Below are 25,391 nucleotides of genomic sequence, written 5' to 3'. Positions count from 1 at the left end.
GGCGGGTGCCGCTCAGGAAGCAGACCGACGCTCGAACACCACATCACGTGCCGTCCCCAGTGCCGTCGCCACCGCCCCGAGCAGCACCGCGTCCTCACCCAGTCGGCTGGGTACGACCTTCGGTCGCAGCGGCGTGAGAGCGCGCAGGGTCTCGCGTACGGGCCGCAGGAGCAGATCGACGCTGTGGCCCACCCCGCCACCCAGGACGACCAGATCGGGGTCGAGCACCGCGGCCGCGGCCGCCACGGTGTGCGCGATCCGCTCGCCCTCCAGCTGAACCGCCTGGACCGCGGCGGGATGTCCCTCGCGCGCCGCGTCGAAGACGGCCTTCGCGGTGAGCTGCCCGGTCATGCCGAAGTGCCGCGCCGCCTCGACGACGGCCACACCCGACACCGCGTCCTCCAGCGTCTCCGGCTTCTGCTGTCCCGGCCACGGCAGGAACCCGATCTCCCCGGCCCCGCCGTGCGCCCCGGTGAACAGCCGCCCCTCGCTGACGACGCCCATGCCGAGACCGGTGCCGATCATGATGTACGTGAACAGGCGGCTGCCCGCGCCGACTCCATAGGTGTACTCGCCCAGCGCCGCGAGGTTGGCGTCGTTGTGCACCTCCAGCGGGATGCCCAGCTCCTCGCGCATCCGGTCGAACAGGCCCGCGCGGCCCCACCCCGGCAGATGTATCGCGTACCGCACCCGGCGCTGCTTCTCGTCGTACACGCCCGGCGTGCCCACCACCGCGTGGGCCACCTCGTCCGCCTTGACGCCGGAGTTGGCGATCACCTGATGGGCCGTGGAGACCACCAGGTCGGCCATGGCGCCCGAGCTGCGTGCCCGGTTGCGTACGTCGGCCCGCGCGACGACCGCGCCGTCCAGATCGGCGACCGCCACGCGCAGCCAGCCGCGGCCGATGTCGATGCCGAGGGCGTAACCTGCCGCGGGGTCAGGGGCGTACAGGACCGCGACCCGGCCGCGCTCCGGGGCGTGGGTGCCGACCTCGTGGACCAGGCCGGCCTCCTCCAGGGCCGCGAGCGCGCTGGAGACCGTCGGCTTGGACAGCCCTGTCTCGCGGGCGAGTTGGGCGCGCGAGGCGGCACCGGCGGTGCGCAGCCGGTCGAGGAGCAGTCGCTCGTTGGTACTGCGCAGCCGCCTAGGGTTCCAGGGCTGTTCCGGCTGCTCTGCGGCGTCGCTGGCGGGCATCGCACCATTCTCACGCATGGGGGACACCCCCTTGACGCATCTAGTAAGGTTCCTTAACTTTATCGCCCAGTCAGCCTCGCCGGGCGAGCCAAGGGGAGCCTAGGTCCTGTCGTCACATTCCCGTCGTCCGCCCGGAGGGCGGGCCTCGCGGCGTCAGGTGCGTGCTCTCGGCGTGCCGGGCGCAGACCCTCGTACTGGATGTACTTGGGTCTGTGCCCGGTGCGGCGAGAGTGCGTGCATGGCGTCGAGAGGCAGGCGGGAATGTGACGACAGGACCTAGCGCCGGCCGGTCACCCGCCGCCCCTCCGTCGGCCGCCACTTGGGTCGGCCGTCACCTCGTACCTCTCCCCGCGTCTTGCTTCAGGAGGAGCCATGTCCGGTAGTCCGCCACCCAACGGCGGTTTCGTCCGGCGCGTCGGCCTGTTCCAGGCCACCGCCATCAACATGAGCCAGATGTGCGGCATCGGGCCGTTCGTGACGATCCCGCTGATGGTCGCCGCGTTCGGCGGCCCGCAGGCCGTCATCGGCTTCATCGCCGGCGCCCTGCTGGCCCTCGCGGACGGGCTCGTCTGGGCCGAGCTGGGCGCGTCGATGCCCGGCTCCGGCGGCAGTTACGTCTATCTGCGTCAGGCCTTCCAGTACCGCACCGGGCGGCTGATGCCGTTCCTGTTCGTATGGACGGCCATGCTCTTCATCCCGCTGATCATGTCCACCGGCGTGGTCGGCTTCGTCCAGTACCTGGGCTACCTGGCCCCCGACATGGGCAGGACCACGGGGGACCTCATCGGACTGGGCATGGTCGCCCTCGTGGTGATCCTCCTGTGGCGCGGCATCGAGCACATCGCGCGGATCACCGCCGTGATGTGGGCAGTCATGATCACCTCGGTCGTCCTGGTGATCCTCGCCGCGGCCACCGACTTCAGCGCGCACCTGGCCTTCACCTACCCGGCGCACGCCTTCGAGCTGACCAGCAGCCACTTCTGGATCGGCTTCGCCGCGGGCCTCACCATCGGCATCTACGACTACCTCGGCTACAACACCACCGCGTACATGGGCGCCGAGATCAAGGACCCGGGCCGCGCGCTGCCCCGCTCCATCATCTTCTCGATCCTCGGCATCATGGCGATCTACCTGCTGTTGCAGATCGGCACGCTCGGTGTCATCGACTGGCACCGGATGACCGACCCCGGCGACATCGCCTCCACGTCCGTGGCCTCCGCGGTCCTGGAGAAGACCTGGGGCAAGGGCGCCGCCGACACGGTCACGGTCCTCATTCTCATCACCGCGTTCGCCTCGGTCTTCACCGGCCTGCTCGGCGGCTCGCGCGTCCCGTACGACGCCGCCCGCGACCGGGTCTTCTTCCGCCCGTACGCCAAGCTGCACCCCAAGCACCGCTTCCCGATGCTGGGCCTGGCCACCATGGGCGTCGTCACGGCGATCGGCTTCCTCATCGGCCGCCACACCGACCTGGCCACGCTCATCCAACTGCTCACCACCGTCATGGTGATCGTCCAGGCGCTGGCCCAGATCGTGGCCCTCTCGGTGCTGCGCAAGCGGCAACCGGAGCTGCGCCGCCCGTACAAGATGTGGCTCTACCCCGTGCCGAGCTTCGTCGCCCTGGCGGGCTGGCTGACCATCTACGGATACGCGGACAAGAACTCTCCGGGCCGCCACCCCATCGAATGGTCCCTGGCCTGGCTCGCCCTCGGCTGTGTCGCCTACGTCATCTGGGCGCGCCTGGAGAAGGTGTGGCCCTTCGGACCGAGGGAGATCACCGAGGAGTACCTGGCCACGCCGACGCCGGACGCGGAACCCGCGGGGGCGTGAGGGAGGGGCGTCCGCCCTCTTGAGGGCCCGGTTCAGGGCTCGGCGGCCAGCCAGCCGGTGGCGGCCACGATCTCACGCGCGATGTCGATCACCGCGCGGTCGTCGGTCGCCACCCGCACGGTGTCCGCGGGCGCCCGCTCGTCCAACAGCCTTGCCTTGTATGCGCTGTTCTTCAGCTCGTGCTCCAACTCGGAGCCGATTTCCCGTCCCTTGAGTCTGCGGGCGGTGGTCTCGTCGGTGGCGGTCAGCAGCACGCGTACGAGTCGTACGTCCGCTCCCATCGCCCGCTCGAAGAGGCTCGCCGACTCGGCCAGTACGCTCACGGTGTTGGTGTAGACGAGACGCCGGTAGCCCAGTTCGACGTAGTTCCCCCAGACCGCCCGGAGGTTGCGCTCGGTGACCGATGCGCGGTGCGGGTCGCCCTCCGGCGCCGGATGCACCTGCCCCATGAAGTCGCCCTCGATCACCGCGTGAGCGACCTCCGCGGCCCGCAGCCGCGCCGAAACCTCCCAGCCCACCGTGGACTTGCCGACACCGGCGCGCCCGCCGATGAGAAGTGCCTGCGCGTGAGTGGCGGAGCGCCGCTTCACAGCCGGTGCCGTTCGCTCAGCGCTTCGTCGCCGTCGAGATGGCTCCAGGTCCTCAGGATGACCTCCCGGCCCTTCGCCACCCGAAGGACCGGTTCGTCGTCGGTCGGTACGAACCCGGCCGCCTTGGCGACCGCCTCGCTCGCCGCGTTCCCGTCCTCGATGCACAGCACCACGCGTCGCCCCCCGACACGACGCTTCGCGAAGTACACCGCGAGCCGCACCGCGCGGGTCGCGAGCCCCCGGCCCCGGTAGGCCGCCCCCACTCCGTAAGCGAGTTCGAGGTCCCGCTCGTCCGTCGCGCTGCGGAACAGCAGGATCTCACCCTGCGGCCGCCCGCCGTCCGTGGTGATGGCCAGCTGCACCGTATGCCCCTCGGCGGCCTTCTGCTCGGCGGCGGCGAGGTACGCCCGCGCCGCCTCGGCGTCGAACGGCGAGGGGACCGGCGTCCAGCGGTCGATCTCGGGATCGTCGTAGAGCGCGACGAGGTCCGCCACGTCGTCGGCGGACCACTCGCGCAGCTGCAGTCCCAGCCCCTCGATGTGCAGCGGCCTGGCGAAGTCGAACATCGGTCGGCTGTCCATCAGTTGATCCTGGCGCCCGGAACGGGCGGCAGCCAAGAGGGCCCCGCGAGGTAAGGGCTCGGCTTCCCGGCGCACCGCACCGCCGCGCGGATCTCGTCCGCCGGATCTCCCCGGTGGTACGGCCGCTCCGAGGGCTCGATGCCGTCGAGGAACTCCTGATAGCGGAGCGCGTACGTGAGATGGGCGAGCGGCTCGGCAAGGGCGAGGGCGCGCGCCGGATCGGCGTCGGGGACCCGTACCTTCCACGCGTCGATCCAGGCGCGGGCGGCCTGCGCCCGGCGCGACTCGGGGAGGAAGCCCTGGACGCGCAGTCCGTCCAGGACCGGGTTGCCCCAGTGGGCGTCGGCGAAGTCCACCACCACGGGCGGACCGCCGTCACTGCGCCAGTTGCCGGGATGGAAGTCGCCGTGCACGAGCGTGTCGGGCAGCCCGCACTCGGCGAGGATGTCCCAGCGGTTCATCAACTCCCTCGCGGTGGCGAGCTCTTGACTGTTCAGCTCCCGTGCGACCGGTCCGTCCAGCAGCTCGCGGAGCTGGTCGGTGAGCACCGGCGCGCGCCAGTCCCGGATGCCCGACGGGGCCCCCGGCTCTCGCGCCGCGAGGGCCGCCTGCGCCGCCACGAAGCGCTCCACGACGGCGGCGACCGTATCGGACGAGGCGCCCCAGCAGTCCTCGCCGGGGATGTGCTCCATCAGCATGCGGTGCTCGCCCGAGCCGAGGAGGGTCGCGACCAGACCGGGTTCGACCCGCGCGAACGCGCCGACGACCGTGGCCTCGTCGGCCGCGAAGTGCGGTGTCGTCTTGAGCCAGACCATGCCCCGCTCGGTGGGCAGGCGGAAGAGCCCGGCCAGGTTCCAAGTGCGGCGCTGCTCGACCGGACCGGTCACCGGGCGACCCGCCGACGCCAGCGTGCCTGTCGCCCAGCCGAGGAGTTCGCGCAGACCGTCGGCCCGCGCCCACGGCGAGCGGAACACCTCGTGACCGTTCCACAGGCCCCGATCGACGGGCCGTCGGTCGAGCGTTCCGGGCGCAGGACGCTCCAACGCCTCGACGTGGTACGTCACATGACCGTCCCGTCCGCCCTCACCACCGTCGACGTCCACGAGACGCAGGACCAGTACCGGTACGCCGAGCAGCCCCTCCAGCCGTTCGATGACCGGCTCCACCTCGGACCACCATGGGACGTCCACGGGGAAGGGCCCGGCGACACCCAGGAAGTCCTCGCCCGAGGTCACCCACGCGCTCACGGTTCGACTCACGGCGCCAGTGTGAGCGGCGACGGATGCCTCTGGCGAGCGAATATCCGGGCCCGGGCGGAGTGGGTTGCTCTATAGGACTGACGGCGCTACCGTCCAGTAAGTTGTTCCACTGGACAGCAGGGCACAGGCAACAGGGCACAGACACGGGCAACACGGCACAGACGCAGGACTCACTGGAACCCGCTGGGCGTGAGGAGCCGATGGGCGTGGCCGACACCGGACGAGAGACCTGGCAGACCTCCGCGTGCATCCTCTGTGAGTGCAACTGCGGAATCGAAGTCCAGGTGGACGGGCGGCGGTTGGCCCGCATCCGCGGCGACAAGAAGCACCCTTCCTCGGCCGGCTACACCTGTGAGAAGGCTCTACGCCTCGACCACTACCAAAACGGCCGCCACCGGCTCACCTCACCGCTGCGCCGCCGCGCCGACGGGACGTACGAGCAGATCGACTGGGACACCGCGCTCGACGAGATCGCCGAGCGGCTCGCGGCCGTGCGCGACGAGCACGGCGGCGAGAAGATCTTCTTCTACGGTGCCGGGGGACAGGGCAACCATCTCGGCGGCCTGCACACCAAGGCGCTCCAAGCGGCCCTCGGCAGCCCCTACTTCTCCAACGCGCTCGCCCAGGAGAAGACCGGCGAGATGTGGGTCGACGCGAAGCTCTACGGCGGCCACACCAAGGGCGACTTCGAGCACTCCGAAGTCGTCGTCTTCCTCGGCAAGAACCCCTGGCAGTCGCACAGCTTCCCGCGGGCCCGGCCGACCCTGCGCGCGCTCGCCAAGGACCCCGACCGTTCGGTGATCGTCCTCGACCCGAGGCGCAGCGAGACCGCCGCGCTCGCCGATTATCACCTCCAGGTACGGCCGGGCACGGACGCGTGGTGCCTGGCCGCCCTGCTCGCCGTCATCGTGCAAGAGGGCTTGTACGACACTGAGTTCATCGAGGCGCACACGACGGGGACCCGCCCCGTGCTCGACGCGCTGGCCGACGTACCCGTGACGGAGTACGCGGCCCGCTGCGGAGTGGGCGAGGAACTGCTGCGGGCCGCGGCGCGACGCATCGGGACGGCGGCGAGCGTCACGACGTACGAGGACCTGGGTGTGCAGCAGGCACCGCACAGCACCCTGGTGTCGTATTTGAACAAGCTGGTGTGGATCCTGACCGGGAACTTCGGGCGACCCGGCACGATGTTCCTGCACTCCGCCTTCGCCGCACTCGCCGGCGGCAGTGGGAAGTCCGGTCGTGGGCGCCGCACTCCGGTCACCGGCGCGAAGATCATCTCGGGTCTGGTGCCCTGCAACTCCATCGCCGAGGAGATCCTCACCGATCACCCCGACCGTTTCCGCGCGATGTGGATCGAGAGTGCCAACCCCGCCCACTCGCTGGCCGATTCACGTGCCTTCGCCGAGGCGCTGGACGCGCTCGACCTGGTGGTCGTCGTCGATGTGGCGCTCACCGAGACCGCCCGGCGCGCCGATTACGTACTGCCCGCGGCCAGCCAGTTCGAGAAGTGGGAGGCGACCTTCTTCAACACCGAGTTCCCGCACAACGCCTTCCAGCTCCGCCCGCCCGTCCTCGACCCGCTCCCCGGCACTCTCCCCGAACCCGAGATCTACGCCCGGCTGCTGCGCCGCCTGGGCGCCGCCGACGAGGAACTCGTGACCGCTCTCACCAAGGCGGCCCACACCTCCCGCACCGCCTTCGGCCGGGCCTTCTTCGCCGCCCTCGGCGAGGATCCGGCGCTCCTCGGCCTCGCGCCGTACCTTCTGTACGAGACGCTGGGCACCGCACTCCCGGAGGGTCAGCGCGCTACCGCGCCGGTGTGGGGACTGTCCCAGCTGTGCGCGATGACATACCCGGACGCCGTGCGCCGCGCCGGGTTCGCCGACGGAGACGCCCTCTTCGACGCGATCGTGACGACGCCCTCCGGGGTCACCTTCACGGTCGACGACTGGGACGACGTATGGAACTACGTGCGTCGCCCCGACCGCCGCTTCACCGTGGAGATCCCCGAACTGATAGAGAAGCTTGGGGAGTTGGGCGGTCCCGGGAAACCCCTCACGAGTGCCGAGTACCCGCTGGTGCTCTCGGCCGGCGAGCGTCGCTCCTTCACCGCCAACACCATCTACCGTGACCCGGCCTGGCGCCGCCGCGACGCGGAAGGCGCCCTGCGCGTCAGCCCGGCCGACGCCGACCGCCTCGGCCTGACCACCGGGTCCAGGGCCCGCCTGCACACCGAACGCGGCAGCGCCGACGTGGTCGTCGAGGTGACCGACATGATGCGCGAGGGGCACATCTCCCTGCCCAACGGCCTCGGCGTCGATCACCCCGACCACGGGATCGTTGGCGTCGCCCCCAATGACCTCACCTCCCTGCACCACCGCGACTGGCTGGCCGGAACGCCCTGGCACAAGCACGTTCCGGCGCGTGTGGAGGCGACCGGGGCCGCTCTGCGCGGGCGGTAGGCAAGGCGGTCCTTGCGGCGCAGGGTCCCCTCTGCATGCTGAGAAACCCCCGTCGAGCTGCCTTCAAGACGCCACCTGGAGGCCGTTCCGAGCGTCCGGGGATCCTCCGTCGTGCGCTTGACATGCAAGTGATTGCCTGCATAACGTTGAGTGTGCGATCAGACGGCGACTCCGGAATGAACCAGGTCTTCAAGGCACTGGCCGACGAGACGCGAAGGCGGCTGCTCGACCGGCTGCACGAGCACAACGGTCAGACGCTCGGCGAGCTGTGCGAGCACATCGACATGACACGCCAGTCGGTGACACAGCACCTGGCAGTCCTGGAGGCCGCCAACCTCGTCAGCACCGTGCGGCGGGGGCGGGAGAAGCTGCACTACCTGAATCCGGTGCCGCTCCATGAGATCCAGGAGCGGTGGATCGACAAGTTCGAGCGCCCGCGCCTGCGCGCGTTGAGTGCCCTGAAGCGAAGAGCCGAGGAAACCATGACCGACAGGCCGAATTTCGTGTACGTCATCTACATCCAGAGCACACCCGAGAAGGTCTGGGACGCGCTCACCGACGCCGACCTGACCGCCGCGTACTGGGGCCACAGCAATGTCTCGGACTGGCAGCCGGGCTCCCGTTGGGAACATCGGCGCACGGACGGTTCGGGCATCGCCGATGTGGTCGGCACCGTCGTGGAGAGTGAGCGGCCGACCCGCCTCGTCACCACGTGGGCCGCTCCCGAGGACGAGGGGCAGGAGGACAAGTACTCCCGTGTCACCTTCGACATCCAGCCGCACGCCGACATCGTCCGGCTGACGGTGACTCACGAGGACCTGGCCGACGAGAGCGCGCTGAGTGACGTCAGCTCCGGCTGGCCGGCGGTGCTGTCCAACCTGAAGTCCGTGCTCGAGACCGGCAGTCCGCTGCCGCAGGAGCCGTGGCTGGTGCCGAGCCGCTGAGGGACGGGAGCGATTCGAGGCTACGAGCGGGCGCGAACGGGCCGGCTCGCCCGGGGCGGACCGGCCCCGCCCGCCAGCGGCGCGGAGTCCCCGCTGCTTCCGCTTGTTTCCGCTTCCTTCCTGCTGTCGGGTCTACGCCCGAGGGGTGCTCTTCGTCGCCGTCATCGCGCACAACGCCCCCAGCACCACGGCCAGTGCGCCGATGATGATGCTGTTGAGCACGACTCCGGTGTCCGGGCTGGTGCCGACAATCCACGGCGAGATGATCATCCACGTGCCCATCGCGCAGATGGCCCAGCTCAGGCCGTACATCCTCTCCGGCGTGACGGTGAATCCGAGGGCCAGCAGGCCTATCGCGATGCCCATGATCAGGTTGTGGGTCACCAGGTCGGGCTGGCTTGTCGTGTAGTGGAGTATCCACGGGGACACGGCGCAGTACAGGCCGAGCAGGAACACCGGCCCGTCCACGAGTGCCACATCGCGACCACCGAGCACGCGGTCGTACCGCGCGCGCATTTCGGATACATCAGGGTGGCTGGTGATGTCACCCCTGGGGTGCGAGACGTCGGCCATGACTCGTCTCCTTCGATCTCTTTCGGCCCCGCGGCCCGACCGCGTCTGGTGCGGTATGCGGTAAGCGCCGCGTACATGCATTCTGCGCTTATTTCTTCTTTATGTGTAGGGCTGACGGGCTCGCAGGGGCGGGAGTGACAGGCTCCGCCGCCCTGCGGGGCGAATGGGGCGACCTCACGGGGTGACGAGGTCGCCTCAAGGCGCGATGAGCAGGCGGGCGATGGCGCGTCGGGCCCGCGTGGGCGCGAGCGGATCACGGTGCAGCTGGATGGACTGATTGGCCGCCAGGGCAACGCCGTTGAGTTCGAAGACGAGCTGATCCACGTCGGTGCGCTCCGGGAGCTCGCGGTTGTCGACCGCGGTGTTCAGTTCCGCCGTCACGTACGCCGACCACGCGGCGAGCGCTTCGAGCACCGCGTCGCGGACCGGCCCGGGGCGCCCGTCGAACTCGCTCGCCACCGAGGTGCGGAAGCAGCCCCCGTGCCCTTCGTCCTCGGCCATGTAATCGATCCACTCGCCGAAGGCGCGTGCCAGCCGCTCGGTTCCGGGTCTGGCGCCCACGGCGCGGGCCGGCACCCGCAGTCGGAACCGCTCGACCGCGGCGTCCAGAACGGCGAGTTGCAGCGCTTCCTTGGTGCCGAAGTGACCGATCACCCCGGCCTTGCTCATCTCCAGATCGGTCGCGAGCCGGCCGATCGTGAGCCCTTCGAGGCCCTCCGCGGAGGCCAGTGCGAGGGCGCTCTCGATGATCCGGTCGCGGGTGGCGGCGGTTTCGGCAACGGACTTGCGCGGGCTCATGACACCACTTTAACCTAACGGTCGTTCGCTATTAGCTTACGATCGTTCGTTATCTAAGGGCGGGCTTCAACACGGTGCCGTGCCGGTGACCGGGGCGGCATCCATAGGTGTGCGAAGGGACCCACCGTGAAGATCCACCACCTGAACTGCGGTTCCATGCGGACGATCGACACCGAGGAGGGGAGCCTGCCCGCGGTCTGTCACTGCCTGCTCGTCGAGACCGACCATGACGGACTCGTCCTGGTCGAGAGCGGCCTCGGTACGGCCGATGTGGCGCGGCCCGAGGAGAGCCTCGGCGCGGAGTTCCTCGGCCGGGCCCAGCCCGTCCTCGACCTGGGGGAGACCGCACTGCACCAGGTCATCGGACTCGGATTCCGGCCCGAGGACGTCCGGCACATCGTGCTCAGCCACCTCGACCTCGACCACGCGGGAGGTCTCGCCGACTTCCCCTGGGCCAAGGTCCATCTGAGCGAGGCCGAGCACCGCGCGGCGATGGCGGCACCCGGCGCCCATCCCGAGGACCGCGTCCGCTACCGCCCCGCCCAATGGGCGCACCGGCCGCACTGGGTGACGTACGCGCAGCCGCAGGGCGACCCCTGGTTCGGATTCGACGCGGTCCGCCCACTTGAGGGCCTGGACGCGGAGATCCTGCTCGTCCCGCTCGGCGGCCACACCCGCGGGCACAGCGCCATAGCCGTCCAGGACTCCGGCCGCCAGCTCCTGCACTGCGGCGACGCCTACTACTTCCACCGCGAGATCGACCCCGACCGTCCCCAGGGCCACCCCGGCATGGACATTCTCCAGCAGATCACCGAGGTGGACCGGCCGCTGCGGCTCGGCAACCATGCCCGCTTGCGGGAACTGGTGCGTCTGCACGGCGGCCAGGTCGACGTCTTCAGCGCGCACGACCCGTGGGAACTGGCGCGGTACACGGGCGGACCCAGGGGTGCGGGAGCCGAGTGAGGACGAACTCCCCACGCCGCATGAGGGCGAGTAGCCGGCGCGGTGGAAGAGGGCGGCAGCTCAGCTCACCGTCACGTGTGGGCGGCAGCTCACTTCACCGTCGGTGTGGGCGGCAGCTCACTTCACCGTCGGTGTGGGCGACACGGAAGCCGAGGCGCCGTCCCCGGGCGGGGTGAGCACGACGGTCGGCTCGCCCGGCTGGGGTGCCGGAGGCGTGACGTCCTGCCCGGGCAGATTCGGCTTCTTGGTCTCCTGGAACAGCACCTGATCGAAGTTGACCAGCCCGGTCTTCTCCATCACCGTGATGTGGTCCAGCACGGTGTCATTGGCCTGGTCGGCGAGTTGACGCACCAGGGAGTTCTCGGTCGAGGCCCGGATCTTCGCGATGACCGGGAAGATCTGCCCGTGGGTCACCCGCAGGATGTTGGCGAGGTCGCTGTCGAACTGCTTGCCGCTGTCCGCGCTCAAGGTGGCCACGAAGCCCTGCTGTTGGGGAGACGGCTTGTTCGGCAGCGTGATGCCGAGCTGAGTGGCGACCTTGCGGCAGGTGTCGTCCAGTGAAGCATGGCCCTTGATGAGGTGTTGACCGGCGGTTCTGACCGCCGGGGTGGTGCCCTTCTGCAGAGCCAGCTGTCCGGAGGGGTATTCCCACAGTCCGGCCGCCCGCACCTTGACGACGAAGTCGCGGTCGGCCTCGGTCAGCGGCCCCGTCGATGTTTGGGCGATCACGCGCGTCGGGGAGCTGGATGTGTTCTGCAGCCCGAGCACGGCGGGGTAGGCGAGCGCGGCGAGGGTCATGGTCAACGCACCGGTCACGAAGAGGGTTCCCATGTTCCGTGCAATGCGCATTGAGCCTCCTGGCGGGGCGGCACTCCAGAGCCGGACGCTCCGGTCGGCCACGTGGTGGATCCGGTGCGGGTGGATCCGGTACGGGTGATTCGGACGCCCACCAGTACGGCCGTACGCGCGGGAGAAATCTCTACTCCGGGTAAAATCCCTGGCACCGCCCGCCGATGCGACCCTCGACCCGCGTCAGGGCCGGCGGGTCAGACTCCCGCCGAGATCCCCGGCCCTGCGTACGAACTCCTCATGCAGATCGTGGGCCGCACGAGGCACCGAGACCGCACGGCGGCGCTGCAGCATCAGCAGGACCTGTGTCGTGTCGCCGGCGAGCGGCCGGTAGGTGATCGCACCGCGCCGCTCCAGAGGGTCGCCGATGACGCTGAAGTCGGGCAGGACCGTGGCGCCCAAGCCCTCCGCGACCATGAGCTTGCCCATCTCGGCTCCGTCCGTGGAGTACGAGAAGGCGGGGGAGTGGCCCTCCAGGAGCCGGTGGATATAGCGGTGCATCACATATCCGGAACGCATGGCGATCAGTGGCTCGTGCTCGTCGAGGAGGTCGGACCCCGTCACCGTCTCCAGTGCGGCGAGAGGACTGTCCGGGCGTACGCACAACACCGGGCGCCCGCGCAGCAGTTCGGTGGTCTCGAAGTCGGCGGGCAGGTCGTCGCCGTCGAGATGGTTGACCAGGCCCAGGTCGAGGCCGCCCTCCGACAGGGCCCGGTGGATCTCCGACTGCTGGGCGCCGACCACCTCGACCTGCGTCAGCGGATGCGTCGCGCGAAATGCCCGAACCGTGGGGATGAGCAACGGCACGGTCGCCGCGTTCACGGTGCCGACGCGGACCATCCGGCTGATCCGGTGCTGTTCGCCCGCGGCTCCGCGCAGCCGGTCGACCGCGTCCAGCACATTGATGATGTGCGGCAGCAGCTCCCGCCCCTCGGCGCTCATCTTCGCCCCGGACCGCTTGCGCTCCAGCAGATCGACGCCGAGCTCGCGCTCGAGATTCCGCACGGTCTCGCTCAGCGCGGGCTGGGAGAGGTGAAGTTCCTCGGCGGCCCGGCGCAGCGAGCCGAGCCGGGTGACGGCCGCGATGTATTCCAGCTGCTCTATTCGCACCGCTGCAGATTGCCGACGCGACCGCGCCGTGTTCAAGGGTTGCCCTATTACGCCTTCGTGAAATTCGGCGGTCCGGGATGCGAGACCGGTCGGCTATTCCTTGACTGCCCTCAGCGGGGGCTGCGACGATCGGCGACATGACGATGCGACTGGACCTCACGCGGCGACGCCACGTCGACCTCGCGCGTGTCTCCAGCTCCTTCTGTTGTCGCGAAGCCTGACGATCGCGACGGTAGGGTCCCCTTCGCACGGACCGGTCCGCCCCCGGTGATTTCCTCCCGCACGGCGCACCTCGACGCATTCCCCTGCCTGCCGCACCCATTTCACCGCCCGCATTCCCTGTGAATTTCCGGGCCTCAATTCGTCATGCCCTCGTTCCGCACACCGGGAGTTCTCCGTGTCCGCAACAGAATCCGCAGCCGGCACCGCAACAGGCACCGCCACCGAACCCGTCCGCTTCGCCTACTGGGTGCCCAATGTCAGCGGCGGCCTGGTCACCAGCAAGATCGAGCAGCGCACCGACTGGGGTTACGACTACAACCGTGAACTGGCTGTCCTCGCCGAGAACAACGGCTTCGACTACGCGCTCAGCCAGGTCCGCTACATGGCCAGCTACGGCGCCGAGTTCCAGCACGAGTCGACCAGTTTCAGCCTGGCCCTGCTCCTGGCCACCCAGCGTCTGAAGGTGATCGCCGCCGTCCACCCGGGCCTGTGGCACCCCGGCGTCCTCGCCAAACTCGGCGCCACCGCCGACCACCTGTCGGGCGGCCGCTTCGCGGTGAACGTCGTCAGCGGATGGTTCAAGGGCGAGTTCACCGCCCTCGGCGAACCCTGGCTCGAGCACGACGAGCGCTACCGCCGTTCCGAGGAGTTCATCCGCGCCCTGCGCCAGATCTGGACCGAGGACCACACCGAACTGGCCGGTGATTTCTACCGGTTGCGCGACTTCTCCCTCAAGCCCAAGCCCCTCAACACCCCCGAGCGCCCGCACCCGGAGATCTTCCAAGGCGGCAACTCCACCGCCGCCCGCGCCATGGCGGGCCGGGTCTCCGACTGGTACTTCTCCAACGGCAAGGACTTCGACGGAGTCGTCGAACAGATCGCGGATGTGCAGAAAGCCGCCACCGAAGCCGGGCGAAAGGCACCGAAGTTCGGCCTCAACGGCTTCCTCATCGCCCGTGACACCGAGGCCGAGGCCCGCGAGACCCTCCGTGAGATCGTCGCCCACGCCGACACGGAGGCCGTCGAGGGTTTCGGCGCCGCAGTGAAGCAGGCCGGGCAGTCCACCGCCGACGGCAGGGGCATGTGGCAGGACTGCAGCTTCGAGGATCTCGTCCAGTACAACGACGGCTTCCGTACGGGGCTGATCGGCACGCCGGAGCAGATCGCCGAGCGGATCGTCGCCTACAGGCGGCTCGGCGTCGACCTCTTCCTGCTCGGCTTCCTGCACTACCACGAGGAGGTCGAGTACTTCGGCCGCCGGGTGCTGCCCCTCGTACGCGAGCTGGAGGCCCAACTGCCGGACACCGAGCCCGGGTCCGTCCCCGCGCACGCCTGACACTCGCCCCCGCGAATCACTCACGAAAGAGGGCCCATGGCCACCGTCCTGTCCGTCTCCGGCAGCCCCTCCGTCACCTCCCGCACCGCCAGACTCCTGCGCCATCTGGACACCCGGCTCATCGCGCAGGGCCACGAGGTGATCCCGCTCGACGTCCGTACGATCCCCGCCGAGGCCCTGCTCGGCGCCGACTTCAAGCACCCCGCCATCGTCGAGGCGACCGAACTCTTCGCCCGCGCCGACGGCGTCGTCATCGGCACCCCTGTCTACAAGGCCGCCTACTCCGGCGTACTCAAGGCCCTGCTCGACCTGCTCCCGCAGTACGCCCTGACCGGAAAGACGGTGCTGCCGCTGGTCACCGGAGGCAGTACCGCGCATGTCCTCGCTCTCGACTACGCGCTGCGCCCGGTCCTCAACTCCATGGGGGCAGCGCACATAGTCCAGGGCTGGTTCACCCTGGACAAGGACATCACCACGCGTGAAGACGGCAGTGTCACCGTGGCACCGGGGACGGCCGAGGCCCTGAGCCAGGTGGTCGACCAGTTCTCCGCGGCTCTGGTCCGTACGCCTCTGCTCGCGGCGGCGGGCTGACACCATGACCGCCAAAGTGATCGTCGACGACGGGGAGGCCCTGGCCGTCGCCGCCGCGCTCGCCGACGAGTTCCGCACCGGGGCATCGGCGCGGGACGCGGAACGCAGGCTCCCGCACGAGGAGTTGGAGCGCCTGACCGCCTCCGGTCTGCTCGCCGTGACCGTGCCCGCCGAGCACGGCGGAGCGGACGTGCGCCAGGAAACCCTCGCGGAGATCTTCCGGCTGCTGGCCTCGGCGGATGCCAGCCTCGCCCAGATCCCGCAGAACCACTTCGTGTACGTGAACGTGATACGCCGTCAGGGAACTGCCGAGCAGCGGGAGTTCTTCTTCCGCGAAGTCCTGGCCGGGCGCCGCTTCGGCAACGCCCAGTCGGAGGCCGGCACCAAACACGTCCAGGACGTCCGTACCCGCCTGGAACCGCGACCCGACGGCTCGTACCGGCTCACCGGCGTCAAGCACTACTCCACCGGAGCGCTCTTCGCCGACTGGATCCCCGTCCTGGCCCGCGCCGAGGACGACAACCTGCACGTCGCGTACGTCCCACGGGACGCCGACGGAGTCACGGTCGTCGACGACTGGGACGGCATGGGACAGCGTACGACGGCCAGCGGCACCGTCCGCCTCGACGCCGTCGCCGTCCCGGCCGACCGCGTGGTTGCGCACCACCTCACTTTCCAGGGGCCGCAACTCCACGGCGCCGTGGCGCAGTTGCTGCACGCCGCCATCGATGCCGGGATCGCGGCGGGCGCACTCGCCGAGGCGGCCGAGTTCGTCCGCACCCAGAGCCGCCCCTGGTTCGAGAGCGGCGTCGACACAGCGGCCGAGGACCCGTTGCTCATCCAGCGCTTCGGTGAACTCGCCCTCCAGGTACGGGCGTCCGAGGCGCTGCTCGGGGTCGCGGCCCGCGCGGTGGACGCGGCCCGTGAGGAGCTGACCGACGACTCGGCGGCCGAGGCGTCCATCGCCGTGGCCGCGGCCAAGGCGCACACCGCCGCCACCGCCGTGGAGGTGGCGGGCGCCCTCTTCGAGGTGTCCGGCACCCGCTCGGCCCTCAACTCCCTCAATCTGCACCGCCATTGGCGGGATGCGCGCACCCACACCCTGCACGATCCAGCCCGCTGGAAGATCCAGCACATCGGCCGTTACGTCCTCAACGGCACGAAGCCGCCCCGCCACGGCCTCCTGTAACCGCCTCACCGACACACCCCCACGATCGGAGAACTCCGCCGTGTCCCTCACCTTCCACTGGTTCCTGCCCACCAACGGCGACAGCCGGCATGTAGTCGGCGGCGGCCACGGCACACCTGCCACCGCCTCCGGCCGGGACCGGCCGCCGAGCGTCGCCTATCTGAGCCAGATCGCCCGAGCCGCCGAGGACCTGGGTTTCGTCGGCGCGCTCACCCCCACGGGCGCCTGGTGCGAGGACGCCTGGCTGACCACCGCGATGGTCAGCCAGAACACCGAGCGACTGAAGTTCCTGGTCGCGTTCCGCCCAGGCTTCGTCTCGCCCACGCTCGCCGCGCAGATGGCGTCCACCTTCCAGCGGCAGACCGGCGGACGTCTCCTGCTCAACGTGGTCACCGGCGGCGAGAGCCACGAGCAGCGCGCCTACGGCGACTTCCTCGACAAGGACGCCCGATACCGCCGTACCGGCGAATTCCTGGAGATCGTCCGGGACTTGTGGGACGGCAAGACCGTCGACCTGTCCGGCGAGCACCTCCAGGTCGAGGACGCCAAGCTCGCCCGGGTCCCCGACCCGGTCCCCGAGGTGTACTTCGGCGGCTCCTCGCCCATCGCCGGAGAGGTCGCCGCCCGCCACGTCGACGTCTACCTCACCTGGGGCGAACCGCCCGCCCAGGTCGCCGAGAAGATCGCCTGGATCCAGGGGCTGGCGGCGAAGGAAGGGCGCACCCTCCGGTTCGGCATCCGGCTGCACGTCATCACCCGCGACACCTCCGAGCAGGCCTGGGCCGAGGCGCACAAGCTCCTCGACGGCTTCGACCCGCAGACCGTGAAGTCCGTGCAGGCCGGGCTCGCCCGCAGCGAGTCGGAAGGGCAGCAGCGCATGCTCGCGCTGCACGGCGGCAGCCGGGACGGACTCGAGATCCACCCCAACCTGTGGGCCGGGATCGGCCTGGTCCGCGGCGGTGCGGGCACCGCTCTCGTCGGCAGCCACGACGAGGTCGCCGAGCGCATCGCCGAGTACCACCGCCTCGGCATCGACGATTTCGTGCTCTCCGGCTACCCGCACCTGGAGGAGGCGTACTGGTTCGGCGAGGGCGTCCTGCCGCGCCTCGCTGCCCAGGGGCTGTGGCAGCACCCGTTCGCCCAGCCCGCCGCCCCCTCCGCCCAGGTTCCGTTCGCGAACTAGGCGGGGTGTCTCACACCTTCTCGGCGGCGAACGGTCCGCCGGTGTCGAAGGCCAGGGCGGCGAAGCGTTCGCCGATGCGGCGGTGTGTGGCGGCGTCGGGGTGGAGCTGGTCGGGCAGCGGCAGCTCGGCGAAGTCGGCCTTGCCGTAGAGGTCGCGCCCGTCGAGGTAGTGCAGGTTCGGGTCCTCGGCTGCCCGCTGTTTCACGAGGCGGGCCAGTTCGTCCCGGATGACGTTGAGCGTCAGCTTCCCGCCGGCCCGTTCCGCGGGGTCGCCCGCGGCCTTGAACTGGAGCTTCCCCTCGCTGAGGTTGCTGAAGTCCGGAACGCTGGGGCCGGGGGTGTCCTCGTGGATGGGGCACAGGATGGGCGAGACGACCAGCAGCGGAGTGGTGGGATGCCCCTCGCGGATGGTGTCGAGGAAGCCGTGCACCGCCGGAGTGAAGGCGCGCAGCCGCATCAGGTCGGTGTTGACCACGTTGATGCCGATCTTGACGCTGATCAGGTCCGCGGGAGTGTCCCGCAGGGCGCGGGCGGTGAACGGGTCGAGCAGGGCGCTGCCGCCCAGACCGAGGTTGATCAGCTCCGCACCGCCGCGGGAGGCGGCCAGCGCCGGCCAGGTCGTGGTGGGGCTCGCCGCGTCGGAGCCTTGGCTGATCGAACTGCCGTGGTGCAGCCACACCCTGCGGCCCTGTTCCGGCGCGGCCTCGACGGGGGCGTCGGTGCGCAAGGCGACCAGCTGGGTGATCTCGTTGTGGGGCAGCCAGATCTCGACGTCCTTGAGCCCCTCGGGCAGACCGGTGAACCGGACGGTGCCGACCGGGCCGGGCCGGGTTTCCGCGGAGCCGGTGGTCATGTCCACCATCAGGACGTTGCCGCCGGTCGTGCCGGCCTGGGCGATGAGCCGGCCGTCGACCAGCAGGTCGTACACGCCGTCCGGACGGGGCGGAGCGCCCTGGTACGCCATCTTGGTGCGGAGTGTGTCCAGTTCGACGGCGGTGGCCCGGGTGCGGAACACCAGCCGTACGCCGGAGGGCTGGGCCTCCGCCATGGCCAGCTGTCCGTCGGCGCACTGTGCGCGGGCCCGGGCGGGCAGCCGGTGCGGCAGCACTCCGTGCTCGGTGCGCTCCACGTCGAGCGCGCCGCGCAGGAGGTCCGAGGTGACGGGCGTGGTGCTCCAGTTCGTTGCCCGGGGCGTGGTGGAGGAGCCGGGGACGGGGTCGTGCTCAGCGGTCATGATCTCAGCCTGTCAACCGGATACCCGATCCGCACATGTTTTTCCGTCCCCCACCCTCGTGCCCGAGTCCGATGGTCGCCGCCCACCAGGCGATCGGCGGGACCATCCCCTGGCCTGGCCTGGCCTGGCCTGGCCTGGCCCGGCACCGTCTGCCGTCGTGCAAGCCATCCGCCCGTGACCGGGGGGGGCAGTGCTAGTCCACGACGGACAGCGACCCGAGGTGCGCCCCGCGCACCTCGGCCGTCTGCCCCTGCACCAGCAGGAACATCCCCTCCCGGGCCAGCCGCTGCGCCGGGCTGCGCAGGTCCATGGACCGCCCGCCCCCTGCCACGACCGCCGCGGTCGTGGCCGCGCGCATCACGTCGTACGCCCGGGTCTTGGCCGCCAACCGCTCCTCGATCCGCTCGGTCGGCACCGGGTGGTCGGCCAGCGCGTACGCCTGGCGCCGCACCTCGTCGAGGCGGGCACGCAGCGCATGCGCGGTCTCCTTCGCGGCAGCGTCGCCGGCCGGCGAGTCCAGCAGGTCGAGCGCCGACGCCGTGATGCCGAAGACGGCCGGTGAGGCGTTGGTGTTCTTCGGGCGATCGGTGGCCGCCCAGGTCTCGTACGGCGTACGCAGCGCCACCGCGTCGTCCGGCAGCCACAGGCCGTCCAGCTCCAGCGAGACCGTCCGGGAGGCGGTGAGCGCGGCGAGCCGCATCGTGGGGGAGGGGCGCAGGCCCGGCTGCTCGCGCGCCTCGGTGAACGCGAACAGCGCCTCGTCGGCGTCCGTGACACCGGCGAGGAGCATCACGTCGTTCAGGCCCCAGCCCGTGTACCAGGGCACTGTCCCGTCGAAGCGCCAGCCGCCACGCTCTCGCGTGACCCGGACCGGGACGCGCGGATACGCGCGCAGCTGGGCGTAGGCGACCCCGGACAGCAGCTCCCCCTTCGCGAGGAGTCCCAACAGCCGTTCCCGCACCGGGAGTTCACTCCTGGCCGGCGTCATCACCGGTGTGTGGTGCTGGGTCTGTACGAACCAGGTCGAGCAGCACGCCCCGGCGAGGATCTCGGCGGTCTCCCGGGCCACCGCGGCGGGCGCCGCCGAGCCTCCGTACGCAACGGGCGCGCTCACCCCGAGCAGCCCCGACCGCTTGACCGCCTCGATGCTGCTGGCCGGCACACCCTCCTGGTCCACCCGCTCCGCCTGGGGCGCCAGCACCTCGGCAGCCAGCTGCCGGGCCCGGGTGACGAGCGGATGCGGTGGGGTGGTCATCGAAAGAATCTCCCGCTGTTGTCGTGGTGTGTGTCGATCTGGCGGTCTCCCGTTCGTGTAGTCAGTGAAGACCATCCAGTGCGAGAGACCACCGAGGAGGACACCTCATGAAGTACTACCTTTTGAGCGTGATGCAGCCGCAGGGCGAGCCGCCCGCGCCGGAGGTCCTGGAAGAGATCATGCACAACCTCGATGTCTTCCACGCGGAGCTGCGGGAGGCCGGTGCCTGGGTGTTCGCCGGGGGACTGCACGGGCCGGAGACGGCCACCGTGCTGCGGGCCAAGGAAGGAGATGTCCTGGTCACCGACGGCCCGTACACCGAGAGCAAGGAGTACCTGGGCGGTATCTGCCTGATCAAGGCCTCCGACCTCGACGCGGCGCTCGAATGGGGCCGCAAGGCGACCGTGGCGACCACGCTACCCATCGAGGTGCGGCCCTTCATGGGCGAAGCCTGATGACTGCCGGCATCGAGGATGTCTTCCGCGCGGAGTACGGCCGTGCGGTCGCCGTCCTCATCCGCTTCCTCGGCGACATCGACCTCGCCGAGGAAGCGGTGCAGGACGCCTTCACCACGGCGGTGCAGAAGTGGCCGGAGACGGGCATACCGCCGAGCCCCGCCGGGTGGATCATCACCACCGCCCGGAACCGGGCCATCGACCGGCTCCGCCGCGAGTCCACGCGAGATGCCCGGCACGCCGAGGCGGCCCAGCTGTACGCACCGGACGAACCGCCCGAGGAGGGCCCCGTGCGCGACGACCGGCTCCGCCTGATCTTCACCTGCTGCCACCCCGCCCTCGCCACCCAGGCCCAGGTCGCCCTCACCCTGAGACTCCTCGGCGGCCTGACCACGCCACAGATCGCGCGCGCCTTCCTCGTGCCCGAGCCCACCATGGCCCAACGCCTGGTCAGGGCCAAGGTCAAGATCCGCGACGCCCGCATCCCGTACCGCATCCCGCGCGACGCCGACCTCCCCGACCGCGTCGAAGGAGTGCTGGCGGTCGTCTACCTCATCTTCAACGAGGGGTACGGCGGCCGCGAGGACCTCTGCACCGAGGCCCTCCGCCTCGGCCGCCTGCTGGCCGAACTCATGCCGGACGAGCCCGAGGCCCTCGGCCTGCTCGCTCTGATGCTCCTCATCGAGGCCCGCCGACCCGCCCGCGCGACACCGGACGGAGACCTGGTCCTCCTCGCCGACCAGGACCGCTCCCGGTGGGACCGAGCGCTGATCGTCGAGGGCCAGTCCCTCGTACGCCGCTGCCTGCGGCTGAACCGCCCGGGCCCCTACCAGATCCAGGCCGCGATCAACGCCGTTCACAGCGACGCCCCGACCGCGGCCGCCACGGACTGGGGCCAGATCCTCCAGCTGTACGACCAGCTCATGGCCCTCGCCCCCAGTCCCGTGGTGGCCCTCAACCGCGCCGTCGCGGTGGCCGAGGTCGAGGGGCCGGAGCCGGCCCTCGCGCTCGTCGACACGCTCGACCTGGACGGCTACCACGCCTTCCACGCCGTACGAGCGGACCTGCTGCGCCGGCTCGGCCGTCGCACGGAGGCCGTGGAGGCGTACGGGACGGCCATCGCGCTCACCGAGAGCGCGGCGGAACGCGCCTACCTCGAACGGACGCGGGTCGCGCTGGTACGCGACTGAGTCACACGCTCAGTGCCTCCCGTACGGACCGCTCGGCGTCCTGCCCGCCCTCCCCGGACGAGGTGACCCGGCCGGCCTCCAGGACGTAGTAACGCTGCGCCGCACGCATCGCGAAGCCGACGTGCTGCTCGACCAGGAGCACCGAGAGCCCGCCGCGGGCGGCCAGAGCGAGGATCGTCTCCTCGATCTCGGCGACGACGGAGGGCTGGATGCCCTCGGTGGGCTCGTCGAGGAGGAGGATCCGAGGCTCCGTCACCAGGGCGCGCGCGATGGCGAGTTGCTGGCGCTGGCCGCCGGAGAGCAGGCCCGCGCGGCGGCTCGCCAGCGCGCGCAGCGCGGGGAACAGATCCAGCGCCTCGGCGACCGCCGCCTTGCCCCGTCGCCGCCCGTCCGCGACCAGCTGGAGGTTCTCGGCGGTGGTGAGATGCGGGAAGGCCTGCTGGCCCTGCGGGACGTAGGCCATGCCGCGCGCGACCCGCTCGTGGGGCTTGCGGCGGGTGATGTCCTCGCCGTCGAGGCGGACGGCACCGCTCTGCGGAGTGAGCAGTCCGACAGCCGCCCGGAGCAGGGTGCTCTTGCCGGCGCCGTTGTGCCCGAGCACGGCGGCGACGCCGTCCCTCGGCACCTCGACCGTGACTCCGTGCAGGACGGTGCTGCGGTGGTAGCCGACCCGGACGTTCTGGATCTCCAGCATCATGACTGCCTCACGCCTCCTGTACGGCCGCGGGGGCCGCGGTGTCGCGTACATCCTTGGAGGCCATCGTGTGCTGTACGTCCTCGGTGGCCGCCGTGTCGGGTACGTCCTCGGTGGCCGCGTGCCCGAGGTACACCTCCTGCACCTTCGGATCCGCCTGCACCTCGGCCACCGTCCCCTCGCTCAGCACCTTGCCCGCGTGCAGCACACTGACGCTGCGCGCGAAGGAGCGCATGAAGTCCATGTCGTGCTCGATGACGACCACGGTCCGCTCCCGGCTGATGAGCTCCAACAGCTCGCCGGTGGCCTGTCGTTCGTCGTGGCTCATGCCCGCGACCGGCTCGTCGAGCAGCAGCAGCCGTACGTCCTGCACGAGCAGCATGCCGATCTCCAGCCACTGCTTCTGGCCGTGCGCGAGCGTCCCGGCCGGGCTGTCGGCGAGGTCTGTGAGACCCACCGTCTCCAGGGCGCGAGCGACGGACTCCGGCACGCCCTTGCGGCGGCGCAGCATCGTCAACGCGCCCCGGCCCGCGCCCGCCGCGATGTCCAGGTTCTGAAGGACCGTCAACTCCTCGAAGACAGTGGCCGTCTGGAAGGTCCGGCCGATCCCCGAGCGGGCGATCCTGTGCACACTGCGGCCGAGGATGTCCTCGCCGCCGAAGCGCACCGAACCCTCCGCCTTCACCAGACCGGTGACCGCGTCGACCAGGGTCGTCTTGCCCGCGCCGTTCGGCCCGATGAGGAAGCGCAGATCGCCCGGCCGTACGTCGAGGTCCACACCGTCGACAGCGGTGAAGCCGTCGAAGGACACCCGAAGTCCCCGTATCTCGAGCCCTGAAAGCTCACTGCTGTCCGAAAACTCAGTCATGCCACGTCTCCAGCGAGTGCTCGGTTCGGCCTGCGCCGCCGCACGATCCCCACCAGCGAGGCGAGACCGCCCGGCAGGAAGGCCAGGGCCACGATGAACAGCAGCCCCTGGAAGTACGTCCAGGCCGCGGGGAACTCCTCCGACAGCGCCGTCTTGGCCCAGGCGACGCCGATCGCGCCGAGTACCGCGCCCACCAGGCTCGCGCGGCCGCCGACCGCGGCGCCGATCACCAGCTCGATGGACGGCACGATGCCGATCAGCGCGGGGGAGATGATGCCGACCGCGGGCACGAACAGGGCGCCGGCGAGCCCGGCCATGCCCGCCGCCACGACGTACGCGACGAGCTTCACGTTCGCCGGGTTGTACCCGAGGAAGCGCACTCGCTCCTCTGAGTCCCGTACGGCCACGAGGAGTTCGCCGTACCGGCTGTGGATGAGCTGGCGGGCCAGGGCGATCAGGAGGAGCAGGACCGCGGCGATGACGAAGTACACCATCCGCTGGTTGACCGGGTCGTCGAGGTCGTAGCCGAAGAAGCCCTGGATGTCGGTGAGTCCGTTGGTGCCGCCGGTCGTGGCCTGCTGGCCGATCAGCCAGATCGCGAAGGCCGCGGCGAGCGCCTGGCTGAGGATCGCGAAGTAGGCTCCCTTGACCCGGCGCCGGAAGACGAACGATCCGAGGACGGCCGCGACGGCCATCGGCAGCAGCACGGTCGCCGCGAGCGCGAAGGCCGGGTTCGCGAACGGCCGCCACCACCACGGCAGTTCGGTCGCCGTCCCGTACAGCTGCATGAAGTCGGGCAGGTTGCCGGGCCCGGCGTCCGCGATCTTCAGATGCATCGCCATGGCGTAACCGCCGAGCCCGAAGAACACACCCTGCCCGAGCGTCAACAGCCCGCCGCGGCCCCAGGCCAGACAGATGCCGACCGCGACCATGGCCGTGCACAGGTACTTGGCGAGCAGCCCCAGCCGGAAGTCGGAGAGCGCGAGCGGGGCGACGGCGAAGAGCACGAGGGCCGCGGCGACGAATCCGGCTGCGGGACGCGCGGCGGCGAACCGGCCCCGGAGACCGCTGAGTTGCTTCGACTTGGCGGCGTCAGGAGTGGCGGTGGTCATACGAGGCTCCTGGTACGCAGCGTGTACAGCCCCTGGGGCCGCCACTGGAGGAACGCGACGATGGCCACGAGGACCAGTACCTTCGCGACGCTGACGGTGGTGGAGTACTCCAGGACGGACTGCAGCACGCCCAGCACGAAGGCGACGATCACGCTGCCCTTGAGCTGCCCGATGCCGCCGACCACGATCACCAGGAAGGCGTCGATGATGACGTTGGTGCCCATCGTGGGCCCGATCGGACCGACCAGCGTCAGCGCGACCCCGGCGACTCCGGCGAGCCCGGACCCGATGAAGAACGCGGTGCGGTCGACCGGGCCGGTGGAGATGCCGGACACCTCGGCCAGATCCCGGTTCTGCACGACGGCACGGATGCGCCGCCCGAGCGGCGTCAGCCGGAGCGTCAGCGACAGCGCCACGACCGCCGCGATCGCCAGCCCCAGAATGAACAGTCGGCTGTTGGCGAAGGTGAGCGGATCGTCGCCGCCGATGACGGTGATGTTCCCGGTGAGCAAATCGGGCGCGCGGGTCTGCACATTCGGCGCGCCGAAGATGTCACGCGCGAGCTGCTGGAGCATCAGTGAGACGCCCCACGTGACGAGAAGTGTGTCGAGCGGCCTGAGGTAAAGGCGGCGAATCAGCAGCCATTCCAGCAGCGCGCCGAGGGCACCCGAGACGAGAAAAGCGACGGGCAGCGCGACGATCAGTGAAATTCCTGCGCCGGCAATGGACTTCTGCAGTACGTAAGTGGTGTAGGCGCCGGCCATGATGAACTCGCCGTGGGCCATGTTGATGACATTCATCTGGCCGAAGGTGAGCGACAGGCCGAGCGCGATGAGCAGCAGAACGGCACCGATGCTGACACCGGTGAACATCTGCCCGAGGATCACGGTCATGCGGCGGCTCCGGGGG

At 70.2% G+C, this 25,391-nt stretch carries 25 protein-coding genes; 11 read left to right on the top strand and 14 right to left on the bottom strand.

From position 1 onward, the window contains the following. Positions 1-12: 12 nt before the first annotated feature. Positions 13-1,194, bottom strand: coding sequence for an ROK family protein (locus AB5J53_RS02720; RefSeq protein WP_369244048.1), 1,182 nt, complete (start codon positions 1,192-1,194; stop codon positions 13-15). 372 nt (positions 1,195-1,566) lie between these two features. Between AB5J53_RS02720 and AB5J53_RS02715 the strand changes: the two genes are divergently transcribed. Next, on the top strand, positions 1,567-3,021 hold the full coding sequence (locus tag AB5J53_RS02715; RefSeq protein WP_369244047.1) for an APC family permease: 1,455 nt from the start codon (positions 1,567-1,569) through the stop codon (positions 3,019-3,021). A 32-nt stretch (positions 3,022-3,053) separates the two neighbouring features. On the opposite strand, the gene AB5J53_RS02710 is transcribed toward AB5J53_RS02715, so the two are convergent. Genes AB5J53_RS02710 through AB5J53_RS02700 form a run of 3 tightly spaced genes read right to left on the bottom strand, consistent with a single transcriptional unit; the run spans position 3,054 to position 5,451 of the window. After that, positions 3,054-3,611 (bottom strand): hypothetical protein, encoded by a 558-nt coding sequence (locus AB5J53_RS02710; RefSeq protein ID WP_369244046.1) that lies wholly within the window; start codon positions 3,609-3,611, stop codon positions 3,054-3,056. Beyond that, positions 3,608-4,192 (bottom strand): GNAT family N-acetyltransferase, encoded by a 585-nt coding sequence (locus AB5J53_RS02705; protein ID WP_369244045.1) that lies wholly within the window; start codon positions 4,190-4,192, stop codon positions 3,608-3,610. Before AB5J53_RS02705 ends, AB5J53_RS02710 begins: the two co-directional genes overlap by 4 nt. Continuing rightward, complete coding sequence (locus AB5J53_RS02700; RefSeq protein WP_369244044.1) at positions 4,192-5,451, bottom strand: aminoglycoside phosphotransferase family protein; 1,260 nt, start codon at positions 5,449-5,451, stop codon at positions 4,192-4,194. The genes AB5J53_RS02705 and AB5J53_RS02700 overlap by 1 nt, the downstream gene beginning before the upstream one ends. 206 nt (positions 5,452-5,657) lie before the next feature. On the opposite strand from AB5J53_RS02700, the gene AB5J53_RS02695 reads away from it, so the two are divergent. Both AB5J53_RS02695 and AB5J53_RS02690 read left to right on the top strand, forming a co-directional pair. Beyond that, on the top strand, positions 5,658-7,916 hold the full coding sequence (locus AB5J53_RS02695; protein WP_369244043.1) for a molybdopterin-dependent oxidoreductase: 2,259 nt from the start codon (positions 5,658-5,660) through the stop codon (positions 7,914-7,916). Positions 7,917-8,092: 176 nt separating this feature from the next. Beyond that, complete coding sequence (locus AB5J53_RS02690) at positions 8,093-8,860, top strand: ArsR/SmtB family transcription factor (protein ID WP_369252016.1); 768 nt, start codon at positions 8,093-8,095, stop codon at positions 8,858-8,860. Positions 8,861-8,992: 132 nt separating this feature from the next. On the opposite strand, the gene AB5J53_RS02685 is transcribed toward AB5J53_RS02690, so the two are convergent. Together AB5J53_RS02685 and AB5J53_RS02680 are read right to left on the bottom strand one after the other, a co-directional pair. Next, a complete protein-coding gene (locus AB5J53_RS02685; RefSeq protein WP_369244042.1) occupies positions 8,993-9,433 on the bottom strand; it encodes an SPW repeat protein in 441 nt (146 codons plus the stop codon). A 195-nt stretch (positions 9,434-9,628) separates the two neighbouring features. After that, positions 9,629-10,231 carry a TetR/AcrR family transcriptional regulator gene (locus AB5J53_RS02680; RefSeq protein WP_369244041.1) on the bottom strand — a complete coding sequence of 201 codons (603 nt, stop codon included), beginning with the start codon at positions 10,229-10,231 and terminating at the stop codon, positions 9,629-9,631. Positions 10,232-10,357: 126 nt separating this feature from the next. Here AB5J53_RS02680 and AB5J53_RS02675 point away from each other — a divergent pair, with 126 nt between their 5' ends. Then, a complete protein-coding gene (locus AB5J53_RS02675) occupies positions 10,358-11,194 on the top strand; it encodes an MBL fold metallo-hydrolase (RefSeq protein WP_369244040.1) in 837 nt (278 codons plus the stop codon). A gap of 117 nt (positions 11,195-11,311) precedes the next feature. On the opposite strand, the gene AB5J53_RS02670 is transcribed toward AB5J53_RS02675, so the two are convergent. Both AB5J53_RS02670 and AB5J53_RS02665 read right to left on the bottom strand, forming a co-directional pair. Further along, positions 11,312-12,043: a DUF4142 domain-containing protein gene (locus tag AB5J53_RS02670; RefSeq protein ID WP_369244039.1), complete on the bottom strand. Its 732-nt coding sequence runs from the start codon at positions 12,041-12,043 to the stop codon at positions 11,312-11,314. 183 nt (positions 12,044-12,226) lie between these two features. Further along, positions 12,227-13,153, bottom strand: a complete 927-nt coding sequence (locus AB5J53_RS02665; protein WP_369244038.1) for a LysR family transcriptional regulator — start codon at positions 13,151-13,153, stop codon at positions 12,227-12,229. A 137-nt stretch (positions 13,154-13,290) separates the two neighbouring features. On the opposite strand from AB5J53_RS02665, the gene AB5J53_RS02660 reads away from it, so the two are divergent. The 5 genes from AB5J53_RS02660 to AB5J53_RS02640 all read left to right on the top strand — a co-directional run bounded on the left by AB5J53_RS02660 (position 13,291) and on the right by AB5J53_RS02640 (position 17,674). Next, entirely contained in the window at positions 13,291-13,374 is an 84-nt protein-coding gene (locus tag AB5J53_RS02660) for a putative leader peptide (RefSeq protein ID WP_369252014.1), read from the top strand. Between the two features lie 176 nt (positions 13,375-13,550). Further along, positions 13,551-14,711 carry a dimethylsulfone monooxygenase SfnG gene (gene sfnG, locus AB5J53_RS02655; protein WP_369244037.1) on the top strand — a complete coding sequence of 387 codons (1,161 nt, stop codon included), beginning with the start codon at positions 13,551-13,553 and terminating at the stop codon, positions 14,709-14,711. 36 nt (positions 14,712-14,747) lie between these two features. Continuing rightward, positions 14,748-15,302, top strand: coding sequence for an NADPH-dependent FMN reductase (gene ssuE, locus AB5J53_RS02650; RefSeq protein ID WP_369244036.1), 555 nt, complete (start codon positions 14,748-14,750; stop codon positions 15,300-15,302). A 4-nt stretch (positions 15,303-15,306) separates the two neighbouring features. After that, on the top strand, positions 15,307-16,491 hold the full coding sequence (locus tag AB5J53_RS02645; protein WP_369244035.1) for an SfnB family sulfur acquisition oxidoreductase: 1,185 nt from the start codon (positions 15,307-15,309) through the stop codon (positions 16,489-16,491). Positions 16,492-16,531: 40 nt separating this feature from the next. Beyond that, positions 16,532-17,674, top strand: a complete 1,143-nt coding sequence (locus tag AB5J53_RS02640) for an LLM class flavin-dependent oxidoreductase (RefSeq protein ID WP_369244034.1) — start codon at positions 16,532-16,534, stop codon at positions 17,672-17,674. A gap of 10 nt (positions 17,675-17,684) precedes the next feature. Here the strand turns inward: AB5J53_RS02640 and AB5J53_RS02635 are convergent, their stop codons facing one another. Next, a complete protein-coding gene (locus AB5J53_RS02635) occupies positions 17,685-18,908 on the bottom strand; it encodes a GDSL-type esterase/lipase family protein (protein ID WP_369244033.1) in 1,224 nt (407 codons plus the stop codon). A 193-nt stretch (positions 18,909-19,101) separates the two neighbouring features. After that, complete coding sequence (locus AB5J53_RS02630) at positions 19,102-20,163, bottom strand: acyl-CoA dehydrogenase family protein (RefSeq protein WP_369244032.1); 1,062 nt, start codon at positions 20,161-20,163, stop codon at positions 19,102-19,104. 107 nt (positions 20,164-20,270) lie between these two features. On the opposite strand from AB5J53_RS02630, the gene AB5J53_RS02625 reads away from it, so the two are divergent. Next, complete coding sequence (locus AB5J53_RS02625) at positions 20,271-20,618, top strand: YciI family protein (protein WP_369244031.1); 348 nt, start codon at positions 20,271-20,273, stop codon at positions 20,616-20,618. Beyond that, on the top strand, positions 20,618-21,808 hold the full coding sequence (locus AB5J53_RS02620; RefSeq protein ID WP_369244030.1) for an RNA polymerase sigma factor: 1,191 nt from the start codon (positions 20,618-20,620) through the stop codon (positions 21,806-21,808). Before AB5J53_RS02625 ends, AB5J53_RS02620 begins: the two co-directional genes overlap by 1 nt. Before the next feature lies 1 nt (position 21,809). On the opposite strand, the gene urtE is transcribed toward AB5J53_RS02620, so the two are convergent. The 4 genes from urtE to urtB are packed head-to-tail and all read right to left on the bottom strand — an operon-like array spanning position 21,810 to position 25,375. Further along, on the bottom strand, positions 21,810-22,502 hold the full coding sequence (gene urtE, locus AB5J53_RS02615; RefSeq protein ID WP_369252012.1) for an urea ABC transporter ATP-binding subunit UrtE: 693 nt from the start codon (positions 22,500-22,502) through the stop codon (positions 21,810-21,812). Positions 22,503-22,512: 10 nt separating this feature from the next. Continuing rightward, positions 22,513-23,370, bottom strand: a complete 858-nt coding sequence (gene urtD, locus AB5J53_RS02610) for an urea ABC transporter ATP-binding protein UrtD (RefSeq protein WP_369244029.1) — start codon at positions 23,368-23,370, stop codon at positions 22,513-22,515. Then, the gene (gene urtC, locus AB5J53_RS02605; RefSeq protein ID WP_369244028.1) at positions 23,367-24,482 is read right to left on the bottom strand and encodes an urea ABC transporter permease subunit UrtC; all 1,116 of its coding nucleotides are present in this window, start codon (positions 24,480-24,482) and stop codon (positions 23,367-23,369) included. The genes urtD and urtC overlap by 4 nt, the downstream gene beginning before the upstream one ends. Continuing rightward, positions 24,479-25,375 carry an urea ABC transporter permease subunit UrtB gene (gene urtB / locus AB5J53_RS02600; RefSeq protein ID WP_369244027.1) on the bottom strand — a complete coding sequence of 299 codons (897 nt, stop codon included), beginning with the start codon at positions 25,373-25,375 and terminating at the stop codon, positions 24,479-24,481. Before urtB ends, urtC begins: the two co-directional genes overlap by 4 nt. Between the last annotated feature and the right edge of the window lie 16 nt (positions 25,376-25,391).

The organism is Streptomyces sp. R41 (genome assembly GCF_041053055.1).
Lineage (GTDB): Bacteria > Actinomycetota > Actinomycetes > Streptomycetales > Streptomycetaceae > Streptomyces.
This window is presented reverse-complemented; position numbering and strand designations above follow the sequence as displayed.